The sequence below is a fragment of the Bacteroidota bacterium genome, assembly GCA_030706745.1.
Lineage (GTDB): Bacteria > Bacteroidota > Ignavibacteria > Palsa-1295 > Palsa-1295 > PALSA-1295.
Map to the genome: position 1 here is coordinate 415648 of JAUZNX010000001.1, position 26249 is coordinate 441896.

The following is a 26249-nucleotide window of genomic DNA, read 5'->3' on the forward strand; positions in this document are numbered from 1 at the left end:
TATATCTCTAGAATCCATGAAATCCATGCTATATTTCGCAGCCGGCTTATTGTTATTTGGAGCCCTCTCTGCGAGGGCTCAGGAAAGCGCTATCGCGTTGGCCCAGCGTGCGGAAGCATCAGTGCTCCGCTCGCCGGGTGTTTCGATGACAGTCCGTGTGCCTCAGCAGGGCTCGATCTCCGTCAAGATCGATTTTCATGCAAAGCGCATTCGCATTGAGAGTCCGAGCAACCTGATCATCTCGGATGGTTCGACACTTTGGAATCTCAGCAAATCCACCAACCGGCTGACAATCGATAACGTCGCAAAAACCGGTTCGCCGTTCGCCGATCCGGCGATGGTGTTTCAGTTCGCCGAGCATTACGCCGCCCAAGTGTCTCATCGCGCCGGCCAAACATATACTCTGGATCTCACACCGGACGGCCATCTCTCCGCGCTGCTGAATGCCGCGAGTGGCTCGGCTCCCGGCGGTGCGCAAAAGCTCCAACTCACGCTGAGGACGAACGGCAAATCGATTAAGATTGTGAAAGCGCAAGTCATGAGTTCGCGCGGAGTGCAGCAAACCAGTTCGCTCACCATCAAGCCGATCAACAAGATTCGGAGTGACGATTTCTTGTTCAAGCAAAATGCATCGATGAAGGTGATCGATCTTCGGGAGTAATTGAGCGAACGCGCTGAACGCGGAGAGGAAAGTCGATCGCTGCTGGTTAGCAACTCGTTATTCGTTACCCATTACTCATCCACTCTTATGCGCTTCGATTATCATATCTTTATCTGCGAGAATGTCCGTGGCGAGGATGATCCCAAAGGGTGCTGCGCCCAAAAAGGCTCGCCGCTCATCCGGGCCGCGCTCAAGGACGAGATCAAGCGCCGAGGACTTCGCGGAAAAGTCCGCGCGAATCAATCGGGCTGTCTGGATGCCTGCGAGTTCGGACCATCGATGGTCGTCTATCCCGAAGGCATCTGGTATGGTGGCGTCAAACCGGAAGATGTCCCGGAGATTATCGAGCAACACATTATCGGCGGCAAACCGGTTGAACGGCTAAGAATTGCGAAATATCGCGAATTTGAGCATGAATAGGTTGCCCTGAGAATGATCTTATCGTTTTCTTGACAACGTCCTGAGACTTTAGTATTTTTGTCCCAATAGGTTTACTCCGATTCAGGACTGCGTGGGTGTATTGTCCCCCCGACATCATACTGTGTGGTTCCTCCCTCGAAGCAGATTGCAGTTTCAATTCTACAATTTAAGTACCGCTATGAATTCTTGGAATAAACTCCGGGCAGCGTTAGGCCTGCTGGTCGTCCTTGCATTGTCAGGTTCGGCCTTCGCCCAGGCTGGGCGAGTTACGCGTTACACAACGACGACATTCAGTGGGAGCTATTCGTCGATCAACGGTGGCAGCAGCTTCGGCTCAGGCGATGACAACTCCTATTTGTGTCCACAGACCTTGCCATTCGCTTTCAATTATGATAGTGCCAGCTACTCTGCCGGTCAGTCGATTTACGTCAATACCAATGGTGGTATGTCATTTGGGAATTCGCAAAGTGGATGCTGCTCCGATTATGTTGGCAATAGTACCTACCAGAAGTTCATCATGCCTGATGACTTCGATGGTTACATTTTTGGGGGACTCTATTATGCAGTGACGGGCACCGCGCCGAACCGCGTATTTACGATTGAGTGGTACAACTTTTCGCCCTGCTGTTCGAACACGAACCACATGAACATGCAGGTCAAACTGTATGAGACGTCGAACGTCATCGAGATGCTATACTCCAGTCACAGCTATGCGATGGGCGGCGGCTCGATGGGAACGGGCTTGAACGGCTCCTCAACCCCATCCTTTGTCTATAATCGCTACGGCTCGTCTTCGACCTCAAGCCAGTCGACTGATCTTCGATGGACCCCACCGTTCAATGTTCCTCCCGCGGAGCTCTCATTGAGCCCGAAGGCGCTTAACTATGGCGGAGTGACCTCGGGATCATCACTGACTCTCTATGACACGGCGTACAGCCTGGGTCCAAATCCTCTGACATTGACGAGTTGGAATATCACCGGCTCGACGAATTTTACCGTTGTCAGCGGCCCGGCTCCCGGTGCCTCGGTCCCGGCCGGACAGTACGCTGTTTTCGGCATTCAATTTTCACCGACTGCTTCCGGTACTCTCACGGGAATGTTCAATTTGGTAACGACCGGCAGGGATTCTGGTACGCAGACGTGTGCTCTGAACGGCATCGGAGCGGCGGCGGGTGTGCAATACACGTTCCCAACGACGGTCTATCCAACGAATACTCTGTTCCATCATGTGGCCCGCGGCTTTGGAGCAGTGGCAACGCAGTATATCACCGTTCAAAGTACTGGCATCGCCGCTTTGAACTTCAGCTCGATCTACTTCACCGGCCTGCAGGCTAATATGTATCATATCGTACACGTCCCCCCGAATCCTCTGGGGTCGGGGCTGACCGATTCGATTGGAGTTCAATTCCAGCCCTATCTGGAGGGCCGGCCGGATGCGCAACTTATCATCAATACCAACGCGATCAACATTCCATCGGATACGGTCACGCTCTGGGGTGTCGGTGTGCTTCCGCATCTCGTCATAACTCCGGAGAAGGGCCTGGCGACTGTCAATGGCGCAGGTACCTTACTATTCGATTCGGTCGCAATCGGCGATTCGATCTGCAAATCCTTGACGCTGCAAAATATTGGCTCGGATACACTTCGAATCACCAATCAGGTTGTCACCTATGGCGATTATGATTTCACGTTCTATCCTCTGACCGGATCCGATTTGATCCTTCCACCGGACGCGTCGAAGATCGTAAATGTTTGCTTCAAACCAATTAAGCAGGGTGCACGCTTCGCTTCGGTCCGGTTCTATACGGACATTGCGCGGACGTACCCCGACAATCGGGACACGAGCCAGTTCCTGATCAGCGTATCCGGTACCGGTGTACCCTACGGCATTCTTTCCTTGGGCGGTACGGTACTGGATTCCGTTCTGATCGATAGCACGAAGTGTACCTCCGCGACGATCAAGAACATGGGATTGTCTTCGATGACCGTGACGACGGCGACGATCAGTGGTTCAAATAACTTTACAGTAAGCACGACTCCTCCACTGCCGATCACCCTCGGAGCGGGTCAATCGCAGCTCATTGATATTTGCTACACCCCGACGGCCCGCGGCCCGGAAGCAGCAACGCTCGTACTGACCGGCACGACATCCGGTCGTCCGCTCACGCAGTCACTGCCGCTCGAAGGCGTCGGCCTTGCAGCATGTTTGGATGCAGCGCCATCGCCGCTCGCTTTCGGCTCCGCCGCATACTCCGGAATGACGCTTGCCAATACTGAGAACGATACGTGCATTACGGTCACGAACTGTGGTGATGTGTCGGAGACTTTCTCGGCCGCACTCAGCCCGGATGCGAGCAGTGCATACTCATTGATCGCACCGTTCATCGTTGGTCCGATTGCTCCTGGCGGAACAGGCACGCTGTGCGTCGCCTTCAAGCCGGACACAATCGGCATCATGCCAGGCTCGGTGATCGTCAGTGCAAGCGAGAAGTCGGCAACGGCCAAGACGCTTCCACTCGCCGGCACGGGTGCCGGTGTGGTAATCGCTGGCTCTGGCCAGGGCAAACTGACCTCGCTGACCAAGTGCGACACGTTCGCCGTGACGATTCAGAACACTGGCAACACACCGTGGACACCTGGTACCGGTGCAGTCATGTCCGGAGCAAACGGTCCGGACTTCACAGCAATCGGCATGACGACACCAGCAACGATCCCAGCCGGCGGTTCGGGAATTCTGATGGTGCAATTCTGCCCGACGACTTCCGGCACTGAGACTGCGGAGATGTCCTTCCCGACCTCGAGCCCCGCGCCACTCAATGGCACAGTAACATTGAGTGCAATTGGCACCTCTGCTGGTGTGACAGAGCGGACGGAGCAGAACGGTTTCTCGCTCGGCGCAAGCTACCCGAACCCGACGAACGGCAAGGCCGACGTGATCGTGACGATGCCAAGCCAGGCAAAGGTAACGATTGCTCTTCTGAACCTTCAGGGCTCAGTTGTTCGGACCATCTACAACGGTGCGTTGAACACCGGAAACAATGTTGTCTCTCTCGACGCACGCGATCTGGCAAGTGGCACCTACTTCGTTGTCTTGACGAGTGGCGACATTCGTCTGACGCGAGAGATGATCCTGAGCAAATAGAATTCAACGATTCCATCGATACAAAGCCCCTCGGAAGAGGGGTTTTGTGTTTTGGTAATTATCTGAGCTTCAGTCTCGGCAGACAGCGGGGATTCTCCACCTATCAGGATTCGTCTACCTCGATTTAGGCTCGCGTTAGGCTCGCCGGGTGAATCTGCGATCTTGGCGCCGGAGCCATCTTGGCGCCGGAGAAGAATGTGCCCCGGACCATCCAGAATGGGGCTTTGTTTCTATGAGAACACATCCAAAATCCACATTTCGTGAAATTGCCGGAAAAGCCTGTTATATTTGTTTGATCTTAAGGAATTGGATGCGGTCAGGTTGCCGGAAACTCCCCTGCTGTCCGTTGTCCATTATTTCTTTCTTACATTTAATTTTGGGCATCTTATGAATACGTGGAATAGATTCATTCGTGCGAGCGCCAGCCTCCTCGCAACGGTTCTTGTTTCGGCTCTCTGCGCATCGAGCGCGATGTCGCAAGGAGTCTACACGACGGTGATGAGCACGCAAAGCTTCACATCGGCCTCGCCGAGCGGCTGGAGCATTGGTGGCGGGTTCTATTGGACTTCAAACGGCAACGGCGGCTCGAATGGCAGTTATTATATAGATATTTGGGGCTGTCAGCAAGGCCCTCTGAAAACTCCATCGTTCGATGTCAGTAGCTATGCCGCCACCGCCGATTCGGTGTGGGTCGATTTCGACTTCTTCTGGCAATACAACTGTTACGACAGCTACGGTTACGGCGATGATAATTTCAAGCTGATGGTCGGTTCCGATATTTTGCTGCAGGGTACACAAGCGACTCTCTACTCGTATTATAACACATCGGATTGCTCCTATAGCACCATTCAAACCAATTCCGCGTATTGGCATCATTACCACATTCTTATTCCCGTTGCTGACCGGACTTCCGGCATGGCGGTCGCGTTTACCCAGCAATGCGGTTGGGGATGCTCGGACTACGCAATTGACAATGTGTCGATCACCGGTTATGCACTGCCTCCGACGCAGCTTTCGCTGGAGCCGAAGAGCCTCAACTACGGAGGAGTCAGCAGCGGAAGTTCATTGACGCTGTATGACACCGCTTACTGCCTCGGCCCGGCTTCCATGAAGATCAATGGTTACGGGATCGCTGGAGCAGGTGCGAGCAGCTATTCAGTGGTGAGCGGCCCACCCGTTGGATCGATCATTCTTCCCGGGCAATACGGAGTCTATGGTATCCGGTTCGCGCCGATTTCATCCGGCAATTTGAACGGGACCTTCACCCTTTCGACGAATGGAAAAGATTCCGGCACGCAAGTGTGCCAGTTGAACGGTGTGGGCGCCGCTGCCGGCGTGCAATATTCTTTCCCATATAACGAGAGTTATCCCCCGAATAGTCTTTTCCATCACGTGGCCCGGCCACTGGGGGACTCGGCGACACAGTATTTTTATGTGGCGAGCACCGGTGTGGCCGGCTTGAACTTCAACTCGGTCTACTTCACCGGCCTGCAGGCCAATATGTATTCGATCATCCATTTACCACCGAGCCCATTGCCATCCGGTGTGACGGACTCGATCGGTGTGCGGTTCAAACCGTGGCTCGAAGGCCGCCCGGACGCGCAACTCATCGTCAATACCAACGCGATCAATAATCCATCGGATACTGTCTCCTTATGGGGCGCCGGCGTGCTGGCGCATTTGGTTATCACTCCGCAGGAGGGCCTGACGACCACCAATGGAGCAGGCACACTGCTCTTCGATTCGGTCGCAATCGGCGATTCGATCTGCAAATCCTTGACGCTGCACAATACGGGTTCGGACACGCTTCAAATCACCAATCAGGTTGTGACTTATGGCGATTATGATTTCACATTCTATCCGCTGACGGGATCCGATGTGACCCTCCCACCGGACGCCTCGAAGATTGTGAATGTTTGTTTCAAACCGATCAAGCAGGGTGCACGCTTCGCTTCGGTCCGGTTCTACACCAGCATTCCTAAGACGTATCCTGACAATCGGGACACAAGCCAGTTCCTGGTTAATGTTTCCGGTACCGGTGTACCGTACGGTATTCTCTCATTGGCCGGTACGGTACTGGATTCGGTACTGCTCGACAGCACAAAGTGTACTTCCGCGACGATCAAGAATGTTGGCTTGTCCTCGTTGGTTGTGACGACGGCGACGATTAGCGGTTCAACTAACTTCGCAGTGAGCACGACTCCGCCACTGCCGATCACACTCGGAGCAGGTCAATCGCAGCTCATTGATATTTGCTACACCCCAACGGCCCGCGGCCCGGAAGCCGCAACGCTCGTACTGACCGGCACGACGTCCGGCCGTCCCCTCACGCAGTCGCTGCCGCTCGAAGGCGTTGGCCTTGCAGCATGTTTGGATGCAGCGCCATCGCCGCTCGCTTTCGGCTCCGCCGCATACTCTGGAATGACGCTCGCCAATACTGAGAACGATACGTGCATCACAGTCACGAACTGTGGCGATGTACCGGAGACTTTCTCGGCGGCACTCAGCCCGGGTACCAGCAATGCCTATTCGTTGATTGCTCCATTCATCATTGGTCCGATTGCTCCGGGCGGGACTGGCACGCTGTGCGTCGCCTTTAAGCCGGACACGATCGGCATCATGCCCGGTTCGGTGATTGTCAGCGCAAGCGAGAAGTCGGCAACGGCCAAGACGCTTCCACTTGCCGGCACAGGTGCCGGTGTGGTGATCGCTGGCTCTGGCCAGGGCACGCTGACATCGCTGACCAAGTGCGACACGTTCGCCGTGACGATCGAGAACACGGGCAACACACCGTGGACACCTGGTACCGGCGCTGTCATGTCGGGACCAAACAGTCAGGACTTCACGGCAATCGGGACAACGACACCCGCGACCATCCCAGCCGGTGGCTCGGGAGTTCTGATGGTGCAGTTCTGCCCGACGACGTCTGGCAATGAAACGGCAGATATGTCATTCCCTACATCGAGCCCTGCGCCGTTATCAGGCACCGTGACTGTAAGCGCGATGGGAACATCCGCTGGCGTGACAGAGCGCACGGAGCAGAATGGCTTCTCGCTCGGCGCGAGCTATCCGAACCCGACGAACGGCAAGGCTGACGTGATCGTGACGCTTCCACAAGAGGCAAAGGTAACGATTGCTCTTCTGAACCTTCAGGGTTCAGTCGTACGGACCATCTACAATGGCGCATTGAACATGGGGAACAACGTTGTTTCTCTCGATGCACGCGATCTGGCAAGTGGCACGTACTTCGTTGTGTTGACGAGTGGTGACACTCGTCTGACGCGAGAGATGATCCTGAGCAAATAGAATTCAACGATTCCATCGATACAAAGCCCCTCGGAAGAGGGGTTTTGTGTTTTCGATCACAATTTCGCGATCACTATACCGGCCGCGACAGAGACGAGGATGGCCAGGACCTGATCGTACCAGTTTCGTTTGTCGGTCGATACAATCCGGATGGTATCTTCGCGCGAATAGAATGTATCGCGGGCCATGTATGGAATGTCGATTGACTTTCGCCGTGTGCCCAAACCCACTGCGACGGAAAACATGTTATGCGCAAAACACACGGACAGTGTGTCGGGCGCGATCTGCGACGTGTCCGCTATTAGTAAGGTGTCGAGGCAGCGTTCGGTACAGACACTATCGTGAATGGTGATCGGACGCATCCGATTGACTTTTGCCTGAAGATGGATTGGGGCAACAGAAACACCGATGAGACCATGTGCCGTATCCAATCGGAGTCGGATTATCTGGGACTCATGCGTCATGCGTGACTCATCGGTCCCATTGGGAGCATTCCATAACAGCCCGAGCAGAAACGCCGCGATCGGCCCAAGGACTGCCCATTGCCACTTCATGTGGATCATGGTGTTTCCTCCGCGAAGCTCTTTGTATAGGCCTGCCATGCCAAACAGACGCGATAAACATAGCGCGCGTTCAGGAAGGCGCCGCGCCGTGGACCTTCGCGCGCCCTTCGAGCAGAGCCCTGATTATAGGCGGATATTGCTGCAAGCGTGTCGCGCGGATACCGCCCGAGAAGATGCGCCAGCAATCGGGCGCCATGCTCGATCGCATTCGCCGGTAGATACAGTTCGGCAAGGTATGGGGCATCGAAGCCTTGCTCGCGAGCTGTCTCGCCCATGACCTGCATGAGGCCATACGAGCGCGACCGATCGGCGAATTCTGTTGCAGAGTTCGGGCCGACACGATGTGTTCGGACCCAACTTATAGCAGCATGGTGCACGCGGCGTGATGTGGCATAGCGTGGCTCATGTCGCGTGGCCCATTGCTCGAACCGCGACTCTTCCTGAATCACAGCCGCTATGAGTGCCGGCTGGAGATGGTATCGCGCCGCCGCTCGGAGGATCTCGTTGCGGTAGGGAATCAGCAATGGCTCGACGGCCGAAGTGGAATCCCGGAGCGCAATCGCATCGATCGTGCGCGCGATGAGCGCAGGAGTAGAGAGATGAAGGATAATGAGAAAGATCATTGGTCTTCAGAAAGGGACTTCGGTGGACGAGGCAGACAGGTTGCGTGACCGCTTCTGTCCATCGAGTCCATCGTTAACTATGTATTTGTCAGTGCATCCGAAATCGCCGCCGCGAGCCGGAAGCAAAGTTGCAGCATTCCATTTTGCTCATGCGCTTCGATCAGGGAAACCGATGCAGACACGTAGCCGCCTTGTCCGTAACGGGTGAACTTGGCTTCGTGATAGGTCGCAGTTTTGTAGAGCATCAGGAATGTGAGAAGCGAAGCCTCGGAGGCTAGCGGGATCGGTGCGCAATTCGCGCGAAGGATGAGATAGCTATCCTCTGTCGATGCGCCGGGACAACCACAAGGCGTCACAGCTTGAGGTGCCGTTTCGAGTGTTGTCGAGCTGATCGGCATTGATCCGGCGGCGAGCCCTGGAAATGCGCCCGTCAAAGAAGGTACTGTGCTCCACGGATCACTGGCTGAATTCCGATAACGGAGGTAGAGTGGTATCATGGGTTTGGGCTCTCGATGTAGCCAATGCTATTCTGAGATACAGGAATATCATAGTGTGCATTGGATAAAGCGACAGACTATAAGATGGTGAAGGAATATTGTCCGCGCACCGACAGAACTGAGCGAGTATCATTCTTGCGGAGTGTTGGCGGATCGATTTTGACAATCGTGATGGAATCGATGCGATCGGGATCGCTGGGGCTTGGGGTGGGCGGAGTGTAGAGTCCGCCAAAAAAAGACTCGGTCAGACCGATGTAATCGGATCGTGTCGCGAGCCGGGCATCGAGTTCGAGTTGTGGATGCGACCACAGGATATTTAGCCCGAGGGCTTGCGAACCCGCAATTGCGTATCCGAAGGAATCGTACGCCGTGAATGTCGTCTCGCCGAGTACCAGTTCGAAGCCAGGGAGATCGCTGAGCGCGAGCGGTCGCGCACCTTCAAGACCGACGGCGGTCCAGCCCATGTGAGCTGCGAACTGTGGCTCGAAGCTGGTGGTAAATAGAAGTTCTCGTGTCATAGGGTTTGGCAAACTGAGTGGATGAGTAATGAGTATCGAGTAGTATTGTTATGTTCCATTACTTCAGCTCGCTACATATCCACATTTTTACTATATTGGATAGCGCTTGTAGGGTCGCAGCATTTCCCTGTGTCGTTCGGTAAGGTCGAGAAATTTCTCACGATCGGAGAAGCCTCCGGAGAATCCGAGCGCACCCTGGCGCTCGCTCGAACTCGCAAGGGCAAGTGTGCCCTGGCCTTGATTGCTTGCCTGAAATGCCAGCGTCGCAATTTCCGTAATTACTTGTTTGATAGTCTCGGGACACTGGATCGCGCTCGGCTGCTGATACGTAAGTGCGTGCTCATATCCCGACTGAAATGTCTTCACGCTCGTGCTGGCAATCTGGATGAGATAGCCATTGGCGCGGAGCAGAAGCTCGCCGGTGCCATAAATGGTCGTAGTGCCGGCGGCGTCCGTCGCACTCCAGGTCAGCAGCGTGCCTACGCGATTGCGGGGCGCATAACACTGTGTGTCATCGCCAAAGAAGGTATCGGTCTTCGGAGCGGCCGGTGTGTAGTCGCGGTCGAGCCAGGTATAGACCGATTCCGTCGCCGTGTCGAGCAGACTCTGATAGAAGAGCAGAAGCGCGGCATCGGTCGAGGCATCCTTAATGTATTCCTGGAATTCGACCAGCAACACAGGACTGGGGTAGGTTGGCATTGTGGGTATGATTAGTGTAGCGGCGAGGCGATCATGGCTGATTACCCAATTCGCCATTGGGAAGGGATGAACGATGAAAGGGCAAAGCTTTCGCTGGCCCCTTCAATGGGAAGGGGCCAAAGACGAACCGGGGCAAAACAGAATTCTATTTCACGACCTGGAATTTTACGACGCCGCCAAGGACGGAATTCGCAACGCGGACGTAATACGTGCCATTGGCGAGGCCAGAGCAATCGAGCGTGTAGCACAGCCCGATATCCGCTTCCGGTGTTGCATCATAAAGCGTAGCGATGTGCTGGCCGGTCGCGCTCACGACTTCCGCCATGAATGGATTATCCGCCGGAAGCGCATCGACACAGATCAGCACCCGAGTCGTTGCTGGATTGGGATGGATTGAGATGTTGAGATCACCGATTCTCGCCGTCGTGGTCTTCGGGTGCGGTTGTGATTTCTTGTATGCGGTGCTGTCGTCAGGGTTTGGTGCAGGCAATGTGATCGTCCCACCAAACTGTTGCTGCTGCATTAGCTCCGCACTGGTGCCAGTGTCCTTGTTCCAGATGATCGTGATGTATCCGACACCAGAAGCAGTCGGCAAAATCCTGGATTGAATATGATACCCGACACCCATCATAGTAGTATCATTCATATCGACTCCCGGATTTGAGCCACCGAATACACCCTGGCCATGGATGACAGCCGAATCGAGGACTTGGCTCACGAGTTGGCTTGCTGAGTCCTTGATAACGATGGAGTAGGAGATAAAATTAGTTGGATCAGGAAGCTGCGTCGAGAGTTGCGAGGTATCGACAAGAAGAATCCTCTTCATGTCGAGGATCGCGCTGTCCATGGTTGTCGGGAAACAAGTTGTTCGCACAGTATCTTCCGTGACCGGCCATTGTGATTGCACGATCGTCGTAGTCGAATCGTCAATCGAATCACCCTGGAACACTCCCGCAGGCGCATAAAGCCAGTTCACTTGTTTTGTGAAAGTCGAATCGGGATTTACACGCATCAATAATTTAATATCGTCGCTAGCCTGTTGAATGAGCGGTTGACAATACTTGCCCGTTGAGAACGTCTGAATGAGCGATGCATCCACTTTCGTTTCCACGGGAGGATTGGCAACGATCTTTTGAGCGTAGAGCCCATTCGCGTCAGCAGATATGCTGCGGTACGCAATTGACCCGAGGTCCTTCGGAGCATTGGCCGGAGGAGGACCCGGAGGATCCAGCTCGTAAGGCAAGCTCACCGTTCCACACTGAGCATACTCTTCAAGGCGCTTGAACTGCCAGGAATTGTCGCTCTGATGACGATAGACAAGGACTTGGTTCGAAAGCGTATCATTGAATACTACCTCCTCCAAAAGTCCATTGCCGCTAACGCCGCCGCAGAGATTTGTCTCGACACGCAGTATTGGAAGCGGAAGATTGTGAAACTCCGAATCAATAGAAGTAATGGTCGTAAATGTTGGAGGATTATTGAATGACTCAGGACTCGTCTCTTCGCGAATCAGAACCCGCCTCACGTCACTCCAACAATTCAAGGCAGATTGCCCGGGAGATGTTGTAACTTGATTGCCAAGTACAGCGTCAATCGGCGTCTGGCCGCCGGAACAACCTGCCGTATCCTGACCTTCCCACGTAACGATTGGCAGCGTAGACCCACCGGAAGGAGCTGGCTTGAGTGCAATGAACGGATGGTGATTCGAGCAATATCGAACGCCTTGCGAGATTTGATATGCAGGCAGCCAAAACCACGACTCGGGCGTCAGACCATTCATGAAATAGTGTTCGAGAGGTGCAACCATGATTGCAGACGAGCCTCCACTGAAGTCCTCTTCCCAAGCCAAATAAAACGTTTCATACGTTGGATTATGCGGGCCTTCGTTGCGCGAAGCAGATGTGACAAAGTGGACCTGACCGGAAGCTTTGCATTGGCTCGAAATCGGGCAATCCGGTACCGGGGTGGCAGTCCAATTACCCTGATAATAATGAATCTGGTAATTTGGAGCGCGCCGATAGGGCATGCTCACAGCAGTGTATGAGACCAAAAATCCATCAATTGCCGGTGTGATAACAGGTGCAAGGACATCACGTCCATTGCCCGTCACCTCAGGCACTAACGTATGCCCATACCCAGGATGATCGGACAGTGGAACGGTCCCGGTGGGAGACCATGAAATGCCAGCATCCGTGCTTGTAAGGATTACCACCGTAATTGACCGTGGGGTAGTGCGAGAGATGTAGTCATCAGTTGAGTAGACGACTGCAATTGTATCTGGACCGTTGACGGTATTTGTATGGACATCCCAGGAGTGCTTGCTTGCAATCGTTGGATCGTGACCAAGAAGAGAATTGGTTGGAGTGTACAACGGTTGAGGTTGATAACCGAGATTACCACCGGCCAGCGTTTGGAAGACATCGTCCCCATTGCCAGCGGGTTTGACTCTACAGAAATTTATAGAACCGTTCGAAGCCCAGACAACCCCACGGTCGTTTGCAATCGCGCATCCGGGACCTTGCGAAGTAATTTCGCAAACTCCATGCCCATTGTTGTATCGCCACTTGTCCGTCCGGCCTACTACCAGACCCGTCGCAGGTGCGATACGGAGCAGAGTGCCCTCCCCTGGTTCGAGATCGACTCCAAATGCCGATGGACTTACAGTTGGATCGATATATTCCTGACCAACTGATGTCCATGAGGTTCCATTGTTCGTCGTCTTGAAGAGATTCTTCCCTCGAAGATCAGAAATCGTGTAAAATGTTCCAAAAAGGTATGAAGGAGATTTGGTTTGCCCAGTATAATCGGTCCAACTGCCTTTGAGTTGAACTGTTACACGGCGAGCGTCGATTGCGCCGAGTAATCCAATCGAGGCAGGGCCGGTTGCATCGACTCGAGAAATCGAGTGATCTGCGTTATAGACTATTGGCCAGGTTCGTTTATTAGCCACCGTTACATAGACTGCGTTCGGATCATCAGGATCGTGGAATACTCCGATGTTATAGTACATGGAATCGGCGGGATCTACAAGCGTTCCACTAATAGTGTCATTGACTGTCTTGGGTACAAGCGGCCATGTAGAACGATCCACTTTTCGACTTTGGATGACAGTGAAAGGAAAGACTCCATCTCCTGTAGGATGTGGTCCTGCCTGAAGATCACCATGCGCCCAGTGATAATTCGGCAGTGTGTTATCGGCCAGATCGGAATATGAGAAGCTGGTTATCCATTGCAGTTTCGCTAGTTCAGATGCTATCGGGGCAATATCCGCCGTCGAACGCTTTACCCCATCAGCACGGTCTTTCACACCGTAATAAGTCGGCAAGGAAACGACGTTGTAATACCATGGTGCTATTGGATTGGCATAATAAGGAGCATACCACCACGGATCATAAGTATGTGGTCCATGCGAGGGATAGTGGGCGTCAAGCATTCGATCAAATGCTACCCAATTATTCCAATTGTTAGCAATACAACTCGGCCCCTGGCAGCCAGGATTCCAGTGGGTTTGAGGGCGAGAAGCGTAATAGCTCTTTTTTGTTCCATCTTCAGCCGTTCCACTCGGGTAAGTTCCCAAATAAGCCCACCCATTTTGCATGGCCTTTACATATGCATCAAGCTTCGTTTCGGTGTTGTTTGGGGGCGGGCAGTTGCTAAACGCATCGACTTGATCTCCAGCACTTAGTAGCTTATTACTGCTACCCAACGGACCATCATATATATCATAATCGCTCAATGTCGGTACCCAAAGATAGTCGCCACCGTTCCAAATGACATGGTCTGGGAAATGTGTTAACGGGTCATCAGAAGATGATCTAATAGGAGGAATAACACCGTCATTTGGGTGAAATGCGACTCCCGGTAATTCGGAAAAAGTATAAGTCGAGCCGCCTTGCGGAGTTACCTGGTCGCCATTGGTTACATCCGCAAAACCACTGTTAACGCCATCTTCGAAATTCTTGCCACAGAAGCCGATGTTACTGCCTCCATCATTCCCGATCGGATTAAAAATGATACCTTTGGCTCCCCAAGTTAAACAGTCCCATGTTTCCTCACGGATCTCGGAGGTAGTGAGGGGCTCAATTGATCCGAACCTGAAATAATCACCAAGACTTGTCTCTGTGGGCTGCCAATATGCGCTTAATTGGCAATTCCCATGCTGATCGACAGAGACTGGCGTTTGATTTGTCCCGGCTTGGGTGCAGACAAAATACACGAAACTGCCACATCCCTTGTAATAAACGACATCACCCATTGAATATGATTTGGTCGGATCATAACTAACAGGAGGGGGCGGCGATGAACTCGCCTGCCATGAAGAGTTACCTCCGCAAGTTGGAGGCGTATTCGTGTTAGTGCTCAAGGCAGTCCAATACACTGTCGAACAATTTGGGATCGGGTATATAACCCATGCACCTGGTAGATACGTTTGAGTTGCGCTCCAGGTCGGGAGGACGCTCATGGCATTCAACTGATCGTATGTAAACGTGGTAGGTGGTGGTTGGCCATTTCTTAAGGCATCGTAGAGAACTTTTCGTAGCCCATCGCGAATCAGCGGCCAGGAAGCATAAGGTGTTTGGTCGTCAAATGTGGATGGGTAACTAAAGAATGAAGTCCACAATGAGGGCTGATTCGGCTGAGGGAATTTATTCTGCGGGTACGAGCCTTTTGCAGCCGATTGATTTCTAAAGCTCATATCTCTCGCTGCATTCTGATAATGCAGGGTATAAGTGGAGTAATCGTCTGAGTCACTCGATGCGCGAATGACAGTGTTCCCATATGTTCCACTTGGATTCGCGGCTGTAATCGAGCTAGCCGAATTCCAGCCGGTAATTGTGAGTCCTAACTCCAGGAAGTTAGTATGATTCTTAACTTCCGAGGGAATTGCATCTCCTGCGAACAGAAGCGGAGTAACCATTTGCCAGTATGTAAAATTAGCATCCGGTGCAGCAGGGGGAATCCCTGTCCATGTGGCTCCGCCATTGAATGCTTGCCATCTCGTCTTAAAGTCATGGTCCGGGCGGCCGCCAATTTGACTTCCGTATGAGAAAAATGGTCCGGTATTAAAGTACCAGTATCCGCCGCTCGAAAATCCAATTCCCTCCATTTGCAGTGGGGGCGGTGGATTACCGCCCGACTCATCTTCATAAACGGAACGCCACTCAGGAGGACCGCCGGTTTTTAGCATGTAAAAATTCTTAATGACCTTATCCCCGAGGGCCTTGGAATATTTTCGAAGCGCTTCGTTAAAATGTGTGAAGGCTCGGAAGGATGGAGTTCCTGTTTCGTTTCCGCATTTCAATACCTTCGTATGCGACCAACCGTTGTTGCCAATTTGTGTATGAATAGAGTGAAGAATTCCGTTCACGGAAGTGGGAATTTGGTCGCCATCAGAGAGCACGTTGTGGTCATCGAAATCGCCCCTGAACAAATGATCGGCATAATCTGAGCGCAGACGGACACCGCGAACAAAAATGCCATGCGCATTGACGCCTTTTAGGTTTAGTGCGATTCCGATTGGAGTCTTGCCACTTGTTTGAATCTTGATCCGCTTAATTGTGTATGGCGAAGGTGTAATGTTTTTTGTCGGATCGCTAAGCACGTTGCTTGGAAAATTCAGAATATTTTTGTTCTCGTTGGGCAATGGTCTAAAGTTTCCGCCCTTGCCCGCATATAACACATCATTGATCGTAATGGGAATGGATTGCATGCCAGAGCCAGATGTCGTCGTAAAGCTCTGGCCACCATCGATCGAATAGGTATAAGTAACGCTACTCGAGTAATCAGACCATAAGATGGTCATCTCAAGGGCGTAAATCTCTGTTGTTGGATCAGTGATTGAGCTATAATCGGATGGCTTGATACGCGATACGAAGTCGATGTAAAAATAAGGCGCTTCAGAGTTCGAATAATTCACGCCCGGGAACGGCAGGATGTTGGTTTGAGACATTGGATTCCACGATGCATTGCTACAACTGGGCTGACTCTGCGTGCCATCTTGATTGCAGACCCAAAAGCTGAATGGACAATTTGGATCGGTTTGTGCTTGGACGACTGGATTCCCGGCGTTATACGTTCCCGAAGTAAATGCCGCAACCGATCCCGTCGGTTCGTTAAAACCCCAAAGGTAATAGCCGGCATGTCCTTGAGAACTAAGGTCAGCGCTCGTCGGACCAATCGACCACTCGTCATTTGAGTTTAGTGATCCAGTGCGAAGCCTCCAACTTGACTGCAAGTCCCAAGCAGCATCACCGGATTCATTCGAGGCGAGATTGAAATCCCATTCTGCGAACAGCGGATTATACGCCTCGCCATTCGGAAAAAACCAACCGAGCCCACCAGCGTCTATATCCTTATTCAGATAAGCTGTTTCTCCAGGAATCGTCAGAAGCTGGGGACTGCGGTCCGGATTCAGCGGTATACCATCGAAATAGGTGTTAAGACCGAACTTCAGGAGTTCCTCGCTAAAATCACTTATCGTTCCGTTAAGACCAGTCCCAAACGATAGCGCGCCCAATGGGAACACCCAATCAGGAACTGGTGGTCTCGGTGTTTGGGCTCTGATGGATTCGACCTTTATCGTCGTTAGCGGAACGACTATTGCGATCATAATAGAAAGCAATCGAATATTGGATGTCCGTTTCATTGGAGTCGATAAGATACAGGTTGAGGTGTTTGGCTCATCGCATGACCGTTAGTCTCGTTTGTGCTTCATGCAACTCACCGTGAACAACGAAAAAGTATGTGCCGCTCAGGAGATTGGAGAAATTAACCCTCTGCTGCTGGGTTCCGCCAAGCATCCGAATCCGTCCTCCTTGTACCACGGTACCTAAAAGATCATACACTTCATATTCAGCATTCTCTGCTTCTGGCCAAATGATGGTTGCGACGCTCCATCCGTGCGTCGCCGGGTTCGGAGTGAAGTTTATGCCCGCGCCATCTTTTAGGGGTATGCTCCTGACATCGGAAAATTGTGGATTCAAATGTACCGGAATCTGCGTCGAGCCATGCATCAGCCAAATTGAGCCGACGGTTCGCTTGCCATTGGATAAATCGTCGGAAGATGTATAACCGGGAAGCCCCATTAAAATATCTTCCAGACTATCCCTGTCAGCTGTGAGTGTGTCGCCAAATGCACCTGCAGTTGACCAATCATAAATATCTATCTTGTTGTCTAGAGCGCGGCCCGTGATGTAAAAGGTCTGGGCGGCATATCCTTGATCCCCGCCCAATGTGTAAAAAACATGATTTCCTGTCCCAGTCAAATCGCCTGCGTCGGTAAACTGGCCCGGCCAATAAGTCCATCCAAATTTGGGCTTCGTAATAACAAATGCTGCGCTATCGATCATTATCCGGTGCGAGCCGAAATCGGGACCGCCTCGGAAAATGAAAATACCATTGTTACTATCTGTTGTCGTGGGAAGCGAAACTACCAGATCGCTTGAACGATCGCTAGTCTTCTTGGGCAGCGCTGGCATTGCAAGAGAAGTGAAAGTCTCCAACCATCCTAAGGTAGTATCTCTCCATTTGGGATCGCCGGCGCGAGACCAAAGAGTGTCGTACAGGATTGAATGAAGCAACCTCTCCAAAGAGAACGGAGAGTCATTCTTATAAAAGAATAAATTATGTAAATTGTCCGTAATAAGAAGATCATCTCTGCCTGTTCCTCGAAAATCACCTTGCAGGGTATAATGTGAGTTGCCGATATATGGCGGTGGCATTACAATGGACGTGTCCTCGTGGGCTACACGATTTAGGGTGAGTCCAGATCCGCCCCTGAATAGAGCAAGGTATAGCGAATCTTTTGTATGGTCGGCATTGAAAGTAATAAAGCCCGTTACTACATCATCAACGGTATCGCTTGTAAGGTGAGCAATGTAAGCAGGATCGAAAATGCCGTCACTTCCGCCGCTACTTCCTTGATCGCCATAAATATTAGGCTGGAGTATAGTGAACCGGGATGAATCATAATTTCCATCTTCATCAGCCCAGTAAATGCGCCGCCAATCTTCGTCGAAAAGATCGAGATGTGTACGATCGCGAAAATGGCCAAAACGGAGAACATGTGGATCAATCGACAAGGTTAATGCGATTGCCTTCAGTGAGTGTAAATCAAAGTTCGAACCCGTTGAAGTCTCTTCCCAATCAACAAATGGACTTACATTCCCCTTGCCGAGCAGCATCTTACCAAACGAACCATCGGTCTTCGGTCCAAGATTATGAAGATAACCGCCGAGCCCTTCACCGTAGATATAGTTGCCTTCCGTGTCATGGGCGTTGCCGTAGATCGTATCGATCTCGCCCGACATGCCGATGTTCGGGAAATAGCAATTCGAATCAAGCGAGGGACTTTGGAACGGCGTGTTTTGGGCGTGGGACTCCCCTCCTATAAAAAGGAACGCCATCAGGATAGCCAACACCAATGACCGCCTCAGGGCACGTTGCTTCATACTCTTAAGAAGACCCGCGAGAGCGCAAAAGGTTACACCCCCTCGGCGCAAATGTACGGCAAAAATTTGTGACCTCATTAGAAAACCCTCCCCCGGCCCCTCCCGCAGGTACGGGAAAGGAGAAGAGAGGAGTGTTAGGACGCTGACGTTGAAAGCACCGCAAGGTAGCCGGGTTGTCCGACGCCGAAAGCGACACGCTCTGTGAGTCGCAACATTTGGATGTCGTTGGTAAATGCGTTCACTCCGTCGGCAGTTGCATCGAACGAAATTCGCATTTCCATGCCTCCGTGCTGTCCCATCCATGCTCCGGCCGTCTTGAAATTACCAAACACAGCGAATGGAGTAGAAGGATGACTTCCGGAATCATATCCATTGATAACGATTCCATTGGGCAGCACAACAACTGGGAATCCACGGAACGTCAAGCCACCGGCGCCTTGCAGTCCGGTCATTCCCTGGATCGGCGGGTTGTTACTCTGCGCCAAATCCCAGAGGTACCGATTTTGCGAATCTTTCTTCTTCAGCAGATCAGTAAGCGTGTTTTGTTCGATGAAAAGAGATGCACCGCGTTGCTGTGCCGGTCCGATTGAATTGGCGAGAGTAATCAGGTCATCGAGCGTGATGTCGGTGTACTTCGTCTTGCCCGAAGTCGAAGAGCCGCCGAGATAGGTTGTGACAACGCTACTGGTGTTCAGGATGCCGGTGAATGGCGAGCCGGTGCCACGGAAGACCTGCGTATCTTCTTCTTGTCCGAAGACTTCGACGAAGATTTGCAGGATGGCTTTGTAGACATCGATGTTCGCGTCGTCGAGCAGTTCGTTCGATATGGGATAGATCGCAGCGAGCTTCTGCGCGGTGAGCGTGAGGCGTCCGAAGACGGCCTTGCTGGCAGCGATGGTGGCATTCTCCGCCGTCCAGGCAACCGAGGGCTTGCCCGTCAAGGTCGAGACATTGAGGACATTGGTTCGCATCTGGATCTGCCCGCAGAATTTGCGCGCAAATCCGAACTCGTTGAGCATGTAGAGCACATCCGAGTAAAACTCGGGCGGCACCAAATAGCCCCCAGACGAACTGGTACCCTCGAGTTGTGTCGCAAGGGTGCGAACGTATTCGGGTTCATACGACTGTTGAATCGATCGCAGCGTAGCATGGTCGTTCTGTGCGACGGCGTTGAAGAAGCGAAACGTCTTCAGGATACCATCGCGGCTGGCAGTCGGCACATATCGTTCACGGCCCTGTGTGTGCAACGGTTCTGGTGAAGCAGATGTCCGCAGCATGTCCCGGTTTCCAAGGGACGCTAGTGCAGAGCGATCGGGTAGAGCTTTGATTTTGTGGTCGAGGGCTTTATCGATCAGGGTGGAGAGTTCGTCACGCGTGGCAGTCAGGGTGTTGGTGGGTTCGTTGATTGTCATAATAGATAATTGTGGAATGTAGATTGTGGAGAGTGCAGGGATACTTTTGAAGCGATGTGAGCTAGTCTGATGCAAGCAGCCATACGGCAGCCTCTTCAATGGAATAGGCTTTGGTATTGTCGACGGCTTGTGGGTTCATCGGCAGCTCGACTTTCGAGCATTCGATCAGCTCCCATTTGGTGAAGGTATGTCCGCCAAAGTCATTGGCTTCCCACTCGATGGGTCGAAAGCCGATCGAGTTTGCGGGCAGCAGTCCGAGCAGATCCATTTGGAAGACTTGTTCGGCAAGTGAGTTGGTGTCGGCCGGCGCATACTCGACCAGCGCAAAGAGAGCGGTCTGAGTGGTCTTTAGCTCTAAGACCTTTCCAATCGTGTTCACCAGTGCGCCCGATGCGCCATGTTGCCAAAGAAATTGCGGGTTCTTCAGGAAGTTGGTGGATTCGAGTCCTGCGAGGACGAGGATGTCGCCGGCACGATCGACATCGCCGGTCGCCATTTTGAGCCAACGCTGACGAGTATTTTGCGTAGTCACTGTGAAGTCCTTTGATTCGAAGAGATCGAGTTGATCGGGATCGACAAACGATCGAGGACGATCCGTGACCTGTTTTGAAATGATGTTGGTTATATTCATGTGAGGAATTTTGAAGATTTAGTTCGCGAACGCATCCTATCGACCACGCTTGGCGAGGCGAGCACACACGCCGATGCCAGTACGATCGATCGGCACGACATCGAGATCTTTGCCGGGATGCTGTATGGACTCATCCGGGCCGGTGCGCGCCGTGAAGGACCGGAAGCATTTCAGGAAGTCTTTCTGCATTTCGCCGATGGCGAGCGTTGGCAGACATCGAGTGAGGAAGAACTGGAGCTTGTGCGCGCCGCACTGCTGGCAGCAATCGATCGATTCAGCCAGGAGGCGCACGCTCTGCGAGTTTATTTCGAAGCGATGGAGTTGGGCGGAGCCACGGAATCGGAAGCTACCGAAAAGGCGATCGCCGTGTTGGGCGCTACCTAAATTCTCAGATTCGTTCGATCCTATGAAATAGTCTTCCAGTCTTCCCCGACTACTTCAGAACCGAGCAGAAATACCTTCCCTTTGCCATTGGGTAAGGGTGGCAAGTTCACCAAGGCCCGTTGCTCATCGACCGTCATCGCTTGTTTGAGTTCGGAGACTCTTGTCATAAAATGCTCTTCGGTCTCAGGTACCAGCGATTCATGCTCAATGATAATGGATGTAGAGGTGCCGGAATTAATATTGCCCGTGGGGAAGTCCGGCGCCAATGCACGTGTGAATGCACGAGCATGTTTGGCGAGGGAATAGTCCACGACATCGCGCATGAAGATCATATAGCTCGTCTCACCATTCGCCAGATTCACACCTTCGACATCGCCGAGCACGATTTGCGGGACTTTGAACGCTTCGCGAATCGAATCGCGAAGTTCCTTCTTCGATTTCGAAAAGTCGAGTTCTTTCGAGCCAGGAGCCAGTAGCTGTACCTCGCCGCCATCGGGCAGGATGGCAATGCGTCCGGCGTTCAGCGGCGTCGCATATTTCGCTTCCCATCCGGCACGGACCTGGTCCATCTGCTCCTGTGTCATCATTGCACCCGCCGGCCATCGCAGCACTGCCCGGGGCGTCGCATCATTATCGAAGAAGCGCGATTGAAACAGCCGCACGGCTGTCTCAGCCTTGGCTGTGTCAAGAATATCACTAAGCACCGCATGACCGAGAAAAGGTGCGCTGCGAATATCGGCGCGGCGAATGTGAATGATATCGCCAGCGGGGATTGTAACGTTCGCCGGCAGGAAGCGATAGGCCGCGGGCAGTTGATCGTTTCCGCGTTCAATGATGAACGAAAGCGCCGCGACCGGCCACAACTCGGTGACTATCCCATGTCCGTTCCGAACTTTCAGCCACAGCGCATTGCCCGTTGCATCGAGCCACTGACTCGAGAGCTCCAGCATATCCGAAAAATCGAACAGTGGGTTCGGATTCTGGAGTAACCGCTCCAGCGGATGATTGCTGGGAAGCGGAGAGTGAATCGTTGAAAGTGGATAGCTCGATTTCCTGGTATCCACTATACGCGTTCCATTATCAATCGCATACGCATGAAATCGGCCTTTCGAAAGTGCCTCGCTTCGGGCGTGCATGCATGCCGAGACAGTCTCGCGAATAAGCTGGATATTCTGCCGCGGATGATCCCATGGATTCGTAATAAATGAGGATCGCGGCTGGTCCATGCTAACGAGAACGGGGACTTCGGCCGGGCTGGCGCGGCTGGCACCAAGTTCCTGACCAGGAGCACGCATCGCGTTGCGTGTTTCACCGCGCGATATCGCAAGGGAGTATTTTCCGATTGTTAAATTCATAGATAAAAAAGTGATGAGTGAAGCTTGATGAATATTGACGAACGTGCGTTCTATTATGCAACCCTGATGACAATGCCCCTTGACGAATCCCGAACCACGGAAGCCGCCCCGATGCGTGTGCCGCCATATATCACCCGGCGTTCATCAATCATCATTGGGTGCGCAGGTTTCGCTATTGCCGCATGCTGGTGGCCCTTCCGCATGCGATTTCCGTTCGATGATACATACATCACATTTCGGTACGCAGCGAATATCGCGCATGGGTTTGGCATCGTCTGGAATCCGGGCGGCCCACACACTGAAGGCTACACAAATTTTCTGTATGTCTTGCTGCTCGCACCATTTAGTGCATTGGGCTTAGACTTGGTAGTCGTGGCGCAGGCGATAAATGTTCTAGCTGTAATTACCTCGGCGATTGCAGTTGGGCGGCTCATCCTTAAGGATTCCCCAGGCCGCAGTTCGAGCGAATCCCCGAAACCCAAGCTATCGAGCAGCATACTGGGGGCGGCATTCTTCCTTCTCGATCCGTTCACCTGGTTCAATGCACACTCCGGCATGGAGACGAGCCTCTTTACGATGTGGGTCGTGCTGGTAGTAGCAACCGCGGGGCGCCCACTGCTTCCATTTGTTTTTGCAACGCTGGCAAGTCTCACCCGGCCGGAAGGAGCGCTGTTCGGCGTCATCCTGCTCGCAGCAAAGATCTTGCAAGATAGATCTGCTTCAAAGGTATCTGGAACTGGCGGAGCTCGTGAGTCTCGTGGTGGCCAAGCCAATCTTCGGAATGCCTTTTATGTGTTCGGCCTGCCCCTGGCGCTCTACGCGGTTTGGAAATACTCATACTTTGGCAATCTGCTGCCAAATTCGTTTTATGTTAAAGTCGCGCAACCGCAGGGACCGGATGTAGGAAAGCTTCCGGGTTTGGGTACGCTCTTTCGGGCGTATGCCGGTATGTGGATCATTGTCGTTCTTGCAGCGCTGGCATGGTTGCGAGTGTGTATCCGCGACCGTCGAGTACCCTCGGTCATGCTGATTCCGACAGCATGGATCGTACTACTTAGCATTTTCTATTTGTTTTCGCATCTGATTCAACCGGAATATCAACGCTTCACAAATTCGATTGAAGCGATGCTGATTGTGCTTGCCGGTGTTGCGTTTCAGAGATATCGCAATCGGGCGAGCGCGGCGATCTTCCTTGGTTTGCTCGCCTGCCATATCGCATGGTCCATTTACTTTCGCGGAGGTCTCTCCTATTTCCTGCGCACCAATGAGTACTTGAGCTGCTATACACGCGTCGCATCGGTGCTTCGTACCATACCGGATCACGAGAAGATCTCCCTGGCCTGGGGCGATGCCGGACGCATTCCATATTTTGCAGGACTTCAGCATATCGATCCAATCGGATTGAATACGACTGCCATTGCCCATGCACATTCCGCAGAGGAAGTGATCCGTTTCATCATGCAATCGCGGCCCGATCTGATCGTCATACCGTTGAACCTTCCGCATCTGGGCGCCGATACTGCCACAGACAACCCTTGCCGACTGATTATCCGCATGGGCGATGGCCCAATCGGGCGGTCCTACCCGGCGCTGGAAGCCGCTGCCGTTGCGAATGCATATCAGCCAATCGTCATGATCCCCCAGACAGTCTACGATCTCGATGTATTCGCCGACACCCGCTCGCCGCACTATCACGATATAGTGCAGACGCTTGTGCCACGCATCGGTCACGATTCCGATTTTCTGCCGGTGCCGGATTGTCTCCGATAATCGGATTCTTCGAATCGGCGGGTCGCTTGGTGGCAAGCACATGGACGAATGATGACAAACGTGCGTTCTATGATGCAACTCTGATGACGATGCCCCTGGACGAATCCCGCACCACAGCAACCACGCCGATGCGCGTACCGCCATCTATCACTCGGCGTTCATCAATCCTGGTTGCCTTGGTCGGACTTATCATCGCTGCGATCTGGGTGCCGGCTCGGATGCATTTCCCGTTCGATGATACCTACATCACCTTTCGGTACGCCGCAAATATCGCGCATGGGTTTGGCATCGTCTGGAATCCCGGAGGGCCGCATACGGAAGGATATACGAATTTCCTGTTCGTGCTTTTACTCGCCCCATTCAGCGCAATTGGCGCGGACCTTCTTATCATCTCGCAGGCGCTTTGTGTCATCGCTGTCATCATTACTGCGATTGCTCTTTCCAGATTGAAGGTCGCTGGATTTGTCAGACGAATTGGTCCAAGTGGTCCCACAGGTCTTAGTGCCCAATGGATCGGTCTGTTCGCCGCCACACTTTTTCTACTCGATCCACTGACGTGGATCAATGCCTACAGTGGGATGGAAACCAGCCTCTTCACGATGTGGATTGTGCTGGCAATCACAACATGCGATCGGCCGCGGCTGCCGTATATATTTGCAACGTTCGCGACACTAACGCGACCCGAGGGTGCGATCCTGGGCGCGATTCTCTTCGCCATAAATTACTGGCACGGTCGCACCGATTATGAAACACGTTTATCACGGTTGTTCGCGCCAGCGGTATTCTATTTTGTGCTTCCATTACTGTTCTATGCAGCATGGAAGCTGTGGTATTTCGGCGATCTGCTTCCGAATTCCTTTTATGTAAAGGTCTCGCAAGCCAATCCGAATCACACGTGGAGTCCGGGCCGCCGAATGGTCTTTGCCTATTATTTGCGTTCATGGTATCTTGCGTTGCCCGCATTCTATGTGCTGTGGATATCATTGCGTGCAATGCTCCGAGAACGATTCTCGTTTGTTGCTCTCGCGCAGTACCGGGTTCTTCTGGTGGCCGGGCTGTGGGTCGTTTTGATGAGCGGTTTCTATGTGTTTTCGCAGGTCATGATGCCGAACTACTATCGCTTCTTCAATTCCATTGAAGCGATGTTGATCGTTCTAAGTGCGGCAGCTTCCTCCATCGTTTTGGCAAGACAGAATAAGCCGGGGGTCCGTCGCTGGCTGGTCCCATCGGCACTCGGAGCATTCGTGCTATTGCATATTGCATGGTCTCTCACGGTCCGTGGTGGATGGATGTGGATCAATTGGGATACCAGTTACGAGCAACACGCGATGCGCGTCGTTCCAATACTCGAGAGCATTCCGAATCACGAAGCAATTTCACTGGCTACTGGTGATGCCGGAATCCTGCCGTACTATGCCAACTTTCAGCACATTGACTTCGTGGGTCTGAACACGACTGCAATCGCTCGTGCGAGAACGACGAATGATGTGCTTCGGTATCTCGATAGCGCCCGGCCAGATGTGCTCTTTATTCCGGTCGAGCTCGCGCGGCCAGCCGATCCGCTACATGGTCACGACACATGCCGTCAGATCATTCGCTGGGGGCATGGACTGATTGGGCAGGGTGGCTATCCACGGCTCGCGCAGCAAGCGCTTGCGAGCGGCTATCGACCAGTCGCGACAATCTCGGAGGTCGTCTATGATTTCAACGTGCTCGTCGATACGTCCTCGCATCATTATCGAGATATTACATCGGCATTTACGCGCAACATCGGAATCAATCCGCTCATCGGCCATCCGGTCGAATGTATGTGGTAGT

Annotated in this window: 17 protein-coding genes; 7 read left to right on the forward strand and 10 right to left on the reverse strand. The window is 52.8% G+C overall.

What is annotated here, in order from left to right:
* Positions 1-16 precede the first annotated feature (16 nt).
* From Q8902_01885 to Q8902_01900, 4 genes are all read left to right on the forward strand, one after another.
* A complete protein-coding gene (locus Q8902_01885; GenBank protein ID MDP4198301.1) occupies positions 17-661 on the forward strand; it encodes a hypothetical protein in 645 nt (214 codons plus the stop codon).
* Between the two features lie 87 nt (positions 662-748).
* Entirely contained in the window at positions 749-1081 is a 333-nt protein-coding gene (locus Q8902_01890) for a (2Fe-2S) ferredoxin domain-containing protein (GenBank protein MDP4198302.1), read from the forward strand.
* Between the two features lie 178 nt (positions 1082-1259).
* A complete protein-coding gene (locus tag Q8902_01895; GenBank protein ID MDP4198303.1) occupies positions 1260-4223 on the forward strand; it encodes a choice-of-anchor D domain-containing protein in 2964 nt (987 codons plus the stop codon).
* Positions 4224-4610: 387 nt separating this feature from the next.
* Positions 4611-7529, forward strand: coding sequence for a choice-of-anchor D domain-containing protein (locus tag Q8902_01900; protein MDP4198304.1), 2919 nt, complete (start codon positions 4611-4613; stop codon positions 7527-7529).
* Between the two features lie 56 nt (positions 7530-7585).
* Here the strand turns inward: Q8902_01900 and Q8902_01905 are convergent, their stop codons facing one another.
* From Q8902_01905 to Q8902_01945, 9 genes are all read right to left on the reverse strand, one after another.
* Entirely contained in the window at positions 7586-8092 is a 507-nt protein-coding gene (locus tag Q8902_01905; protein ID MDP4198305.1) for a hypothetical protein, read from the reverse strand.
* Positions 8089-8715: a transglycosylase SLT domain-containing protein gene (locus Q8902_01910; GenBank protein ID MDP4198306.1), complete on the reverse strand. Its 627-nt coding sequence runs from the start codon at positions 8713-8715 to the stop codon at positions 8089-8091. The genes Q8902_01905 and Q8902_01910 overlap by 4 nt, the downstream gene beginning before the upstream one ends.
* 77 nt (positions 8716-8792) lie before the next feature.
* Positions 8793-9212: a hypothetical protein gene (locus tag Q8902_01915; GenBank protein ID MDP4198307.1), complete on the reverse strand. Its 420-nt coding sequence runs from the start codon at positions 9210-9212 to the stop codon at positions 8793-8795.
* A 77-nt stretch (positions 9213-9289) separates the two neighbouring features.
* On the reverse strand, positions 9290-9730 hold the full coding sequence (locus tag Q8902_01920) for a hypothetical protein (protein MDP4198308.1): 441 nt from the start codon (positions 9728-9730) through the stop codon (positions 9290-9292).
* Positions 9731-9820: 90 nt separating this feature from the next.
* The gene (locus Q8902_01925; GenBank protein MDP4198309.1) at positions 9821-10429 is read right to left on the reverse strand and encodes a hypothetical protein; all 609 of its coding nucleotides are present in this window, start codon (positions 10427-10429) and stop codon (positions 9821-9823) included.
* A gap of 145 nt (positions 10430-10574) precedes the next feature.
* Positions 10575-17075: a T9SS type A sorting domain-containing protein gene (locus tag Q8902_01930; protein MDP4198310.1), complete on the reverse strand. Its 6501-nt coding sequence runs from the start codon at positions 17073-17075 to the stop codon at positions 10575-10577.
* Positions 17076-17109: 34 nt separating this feature from the next.
* Positions 17110-18879 (reverse strand): T9SS type A sorting domain-containing protein, encoded by a 1770-nt coding sequence (locus Q8902_01935; GenBank protein ID MDP4198311.1) that lies wholly within the window; start codon positions 18877-18879, stop codon positions 17110-17112.
* Positions 18880-19013: 134 nt separating this feature from the next.
* Positions 19014-20291 (reverse strand): phage major capsid protein, encoded by a 1278-nt coding sequence (locus tag Q8902_01940; GenBank protein ID MDP4198312.1) that lies wholly within the window; start codon positions 20289-20291, stop codon positions 19014-19016.
* Positions 20292-20352: 61 nt separating this feature from the next.
* Positions 20353-20922 (reverse strand): HK97 family phage prohead protease, encoded by a 570-nt coding sequence (locus Q8902_01945; protein ID MDP4198313.1) that lies wholly within the window; start codon positions 20920-20922, stop codon positions 20353-20355.
* Between Q8902_01945 and Q8902_01950 the strand changes: the two genes are divergently transcribed.
* The gene (locus Q8902_01950) at positions 20923-21306 is read left to right on the forward strand and encodes a hypothetical protein (GenBank protein MDP4198314.1); all 384 of its coding nucleotides are present in this window, start codon (positions 20923-20925) and stop codon (positions 21304-21306) included. It abuts the gene before it with no gap.
* A gap of 20 nt (positions 21307-21326) precedes the next feature.
* On the opposite strand, the gene Q8902_01955 is transcribed toward Q8902_01950, so the two are convergent.
* Entirely contained in the window at positions 21327-22661 is a 1335-nt protein-coding gene (locus tag Q8902_01955; protein MDP4198315.1) for a phage portal protein, read from the reverse strand.
* A 66-nt stretch (positions 22662-22727) separates the two neighbouring features.
* On the opposite strand from Q8902_01955, the gene Q8902_01960 reads away from it, so the two are divergent.
* Both Q8902_01960 and Q8902_01965 read left to right on the forward strand, forming a co-directional pair.
* A complete protein-coding gene (locus Q8902_01960; protein MDP4198316.1) occupies positions 22728-24431 on the forward strand; it encodes a hypothetical protein in 1704 nt (567 codons plus the stop codon).
* Positions 24419-26248, forward strand: a complete 1830-nt coding sequence (locus Q8902_01965; GenBank protein ID MDP4198317.1) for a hypothetical protein — start codon at positions 24419-24421, stop codon at positions 26246-26248. The genes Q8902_01960 and Q8902_01965 overlap by 13 nt, the downstream gene beginning before the upstream one ends.
* Position 26249 lies beyond the last annotated feature (1 nt).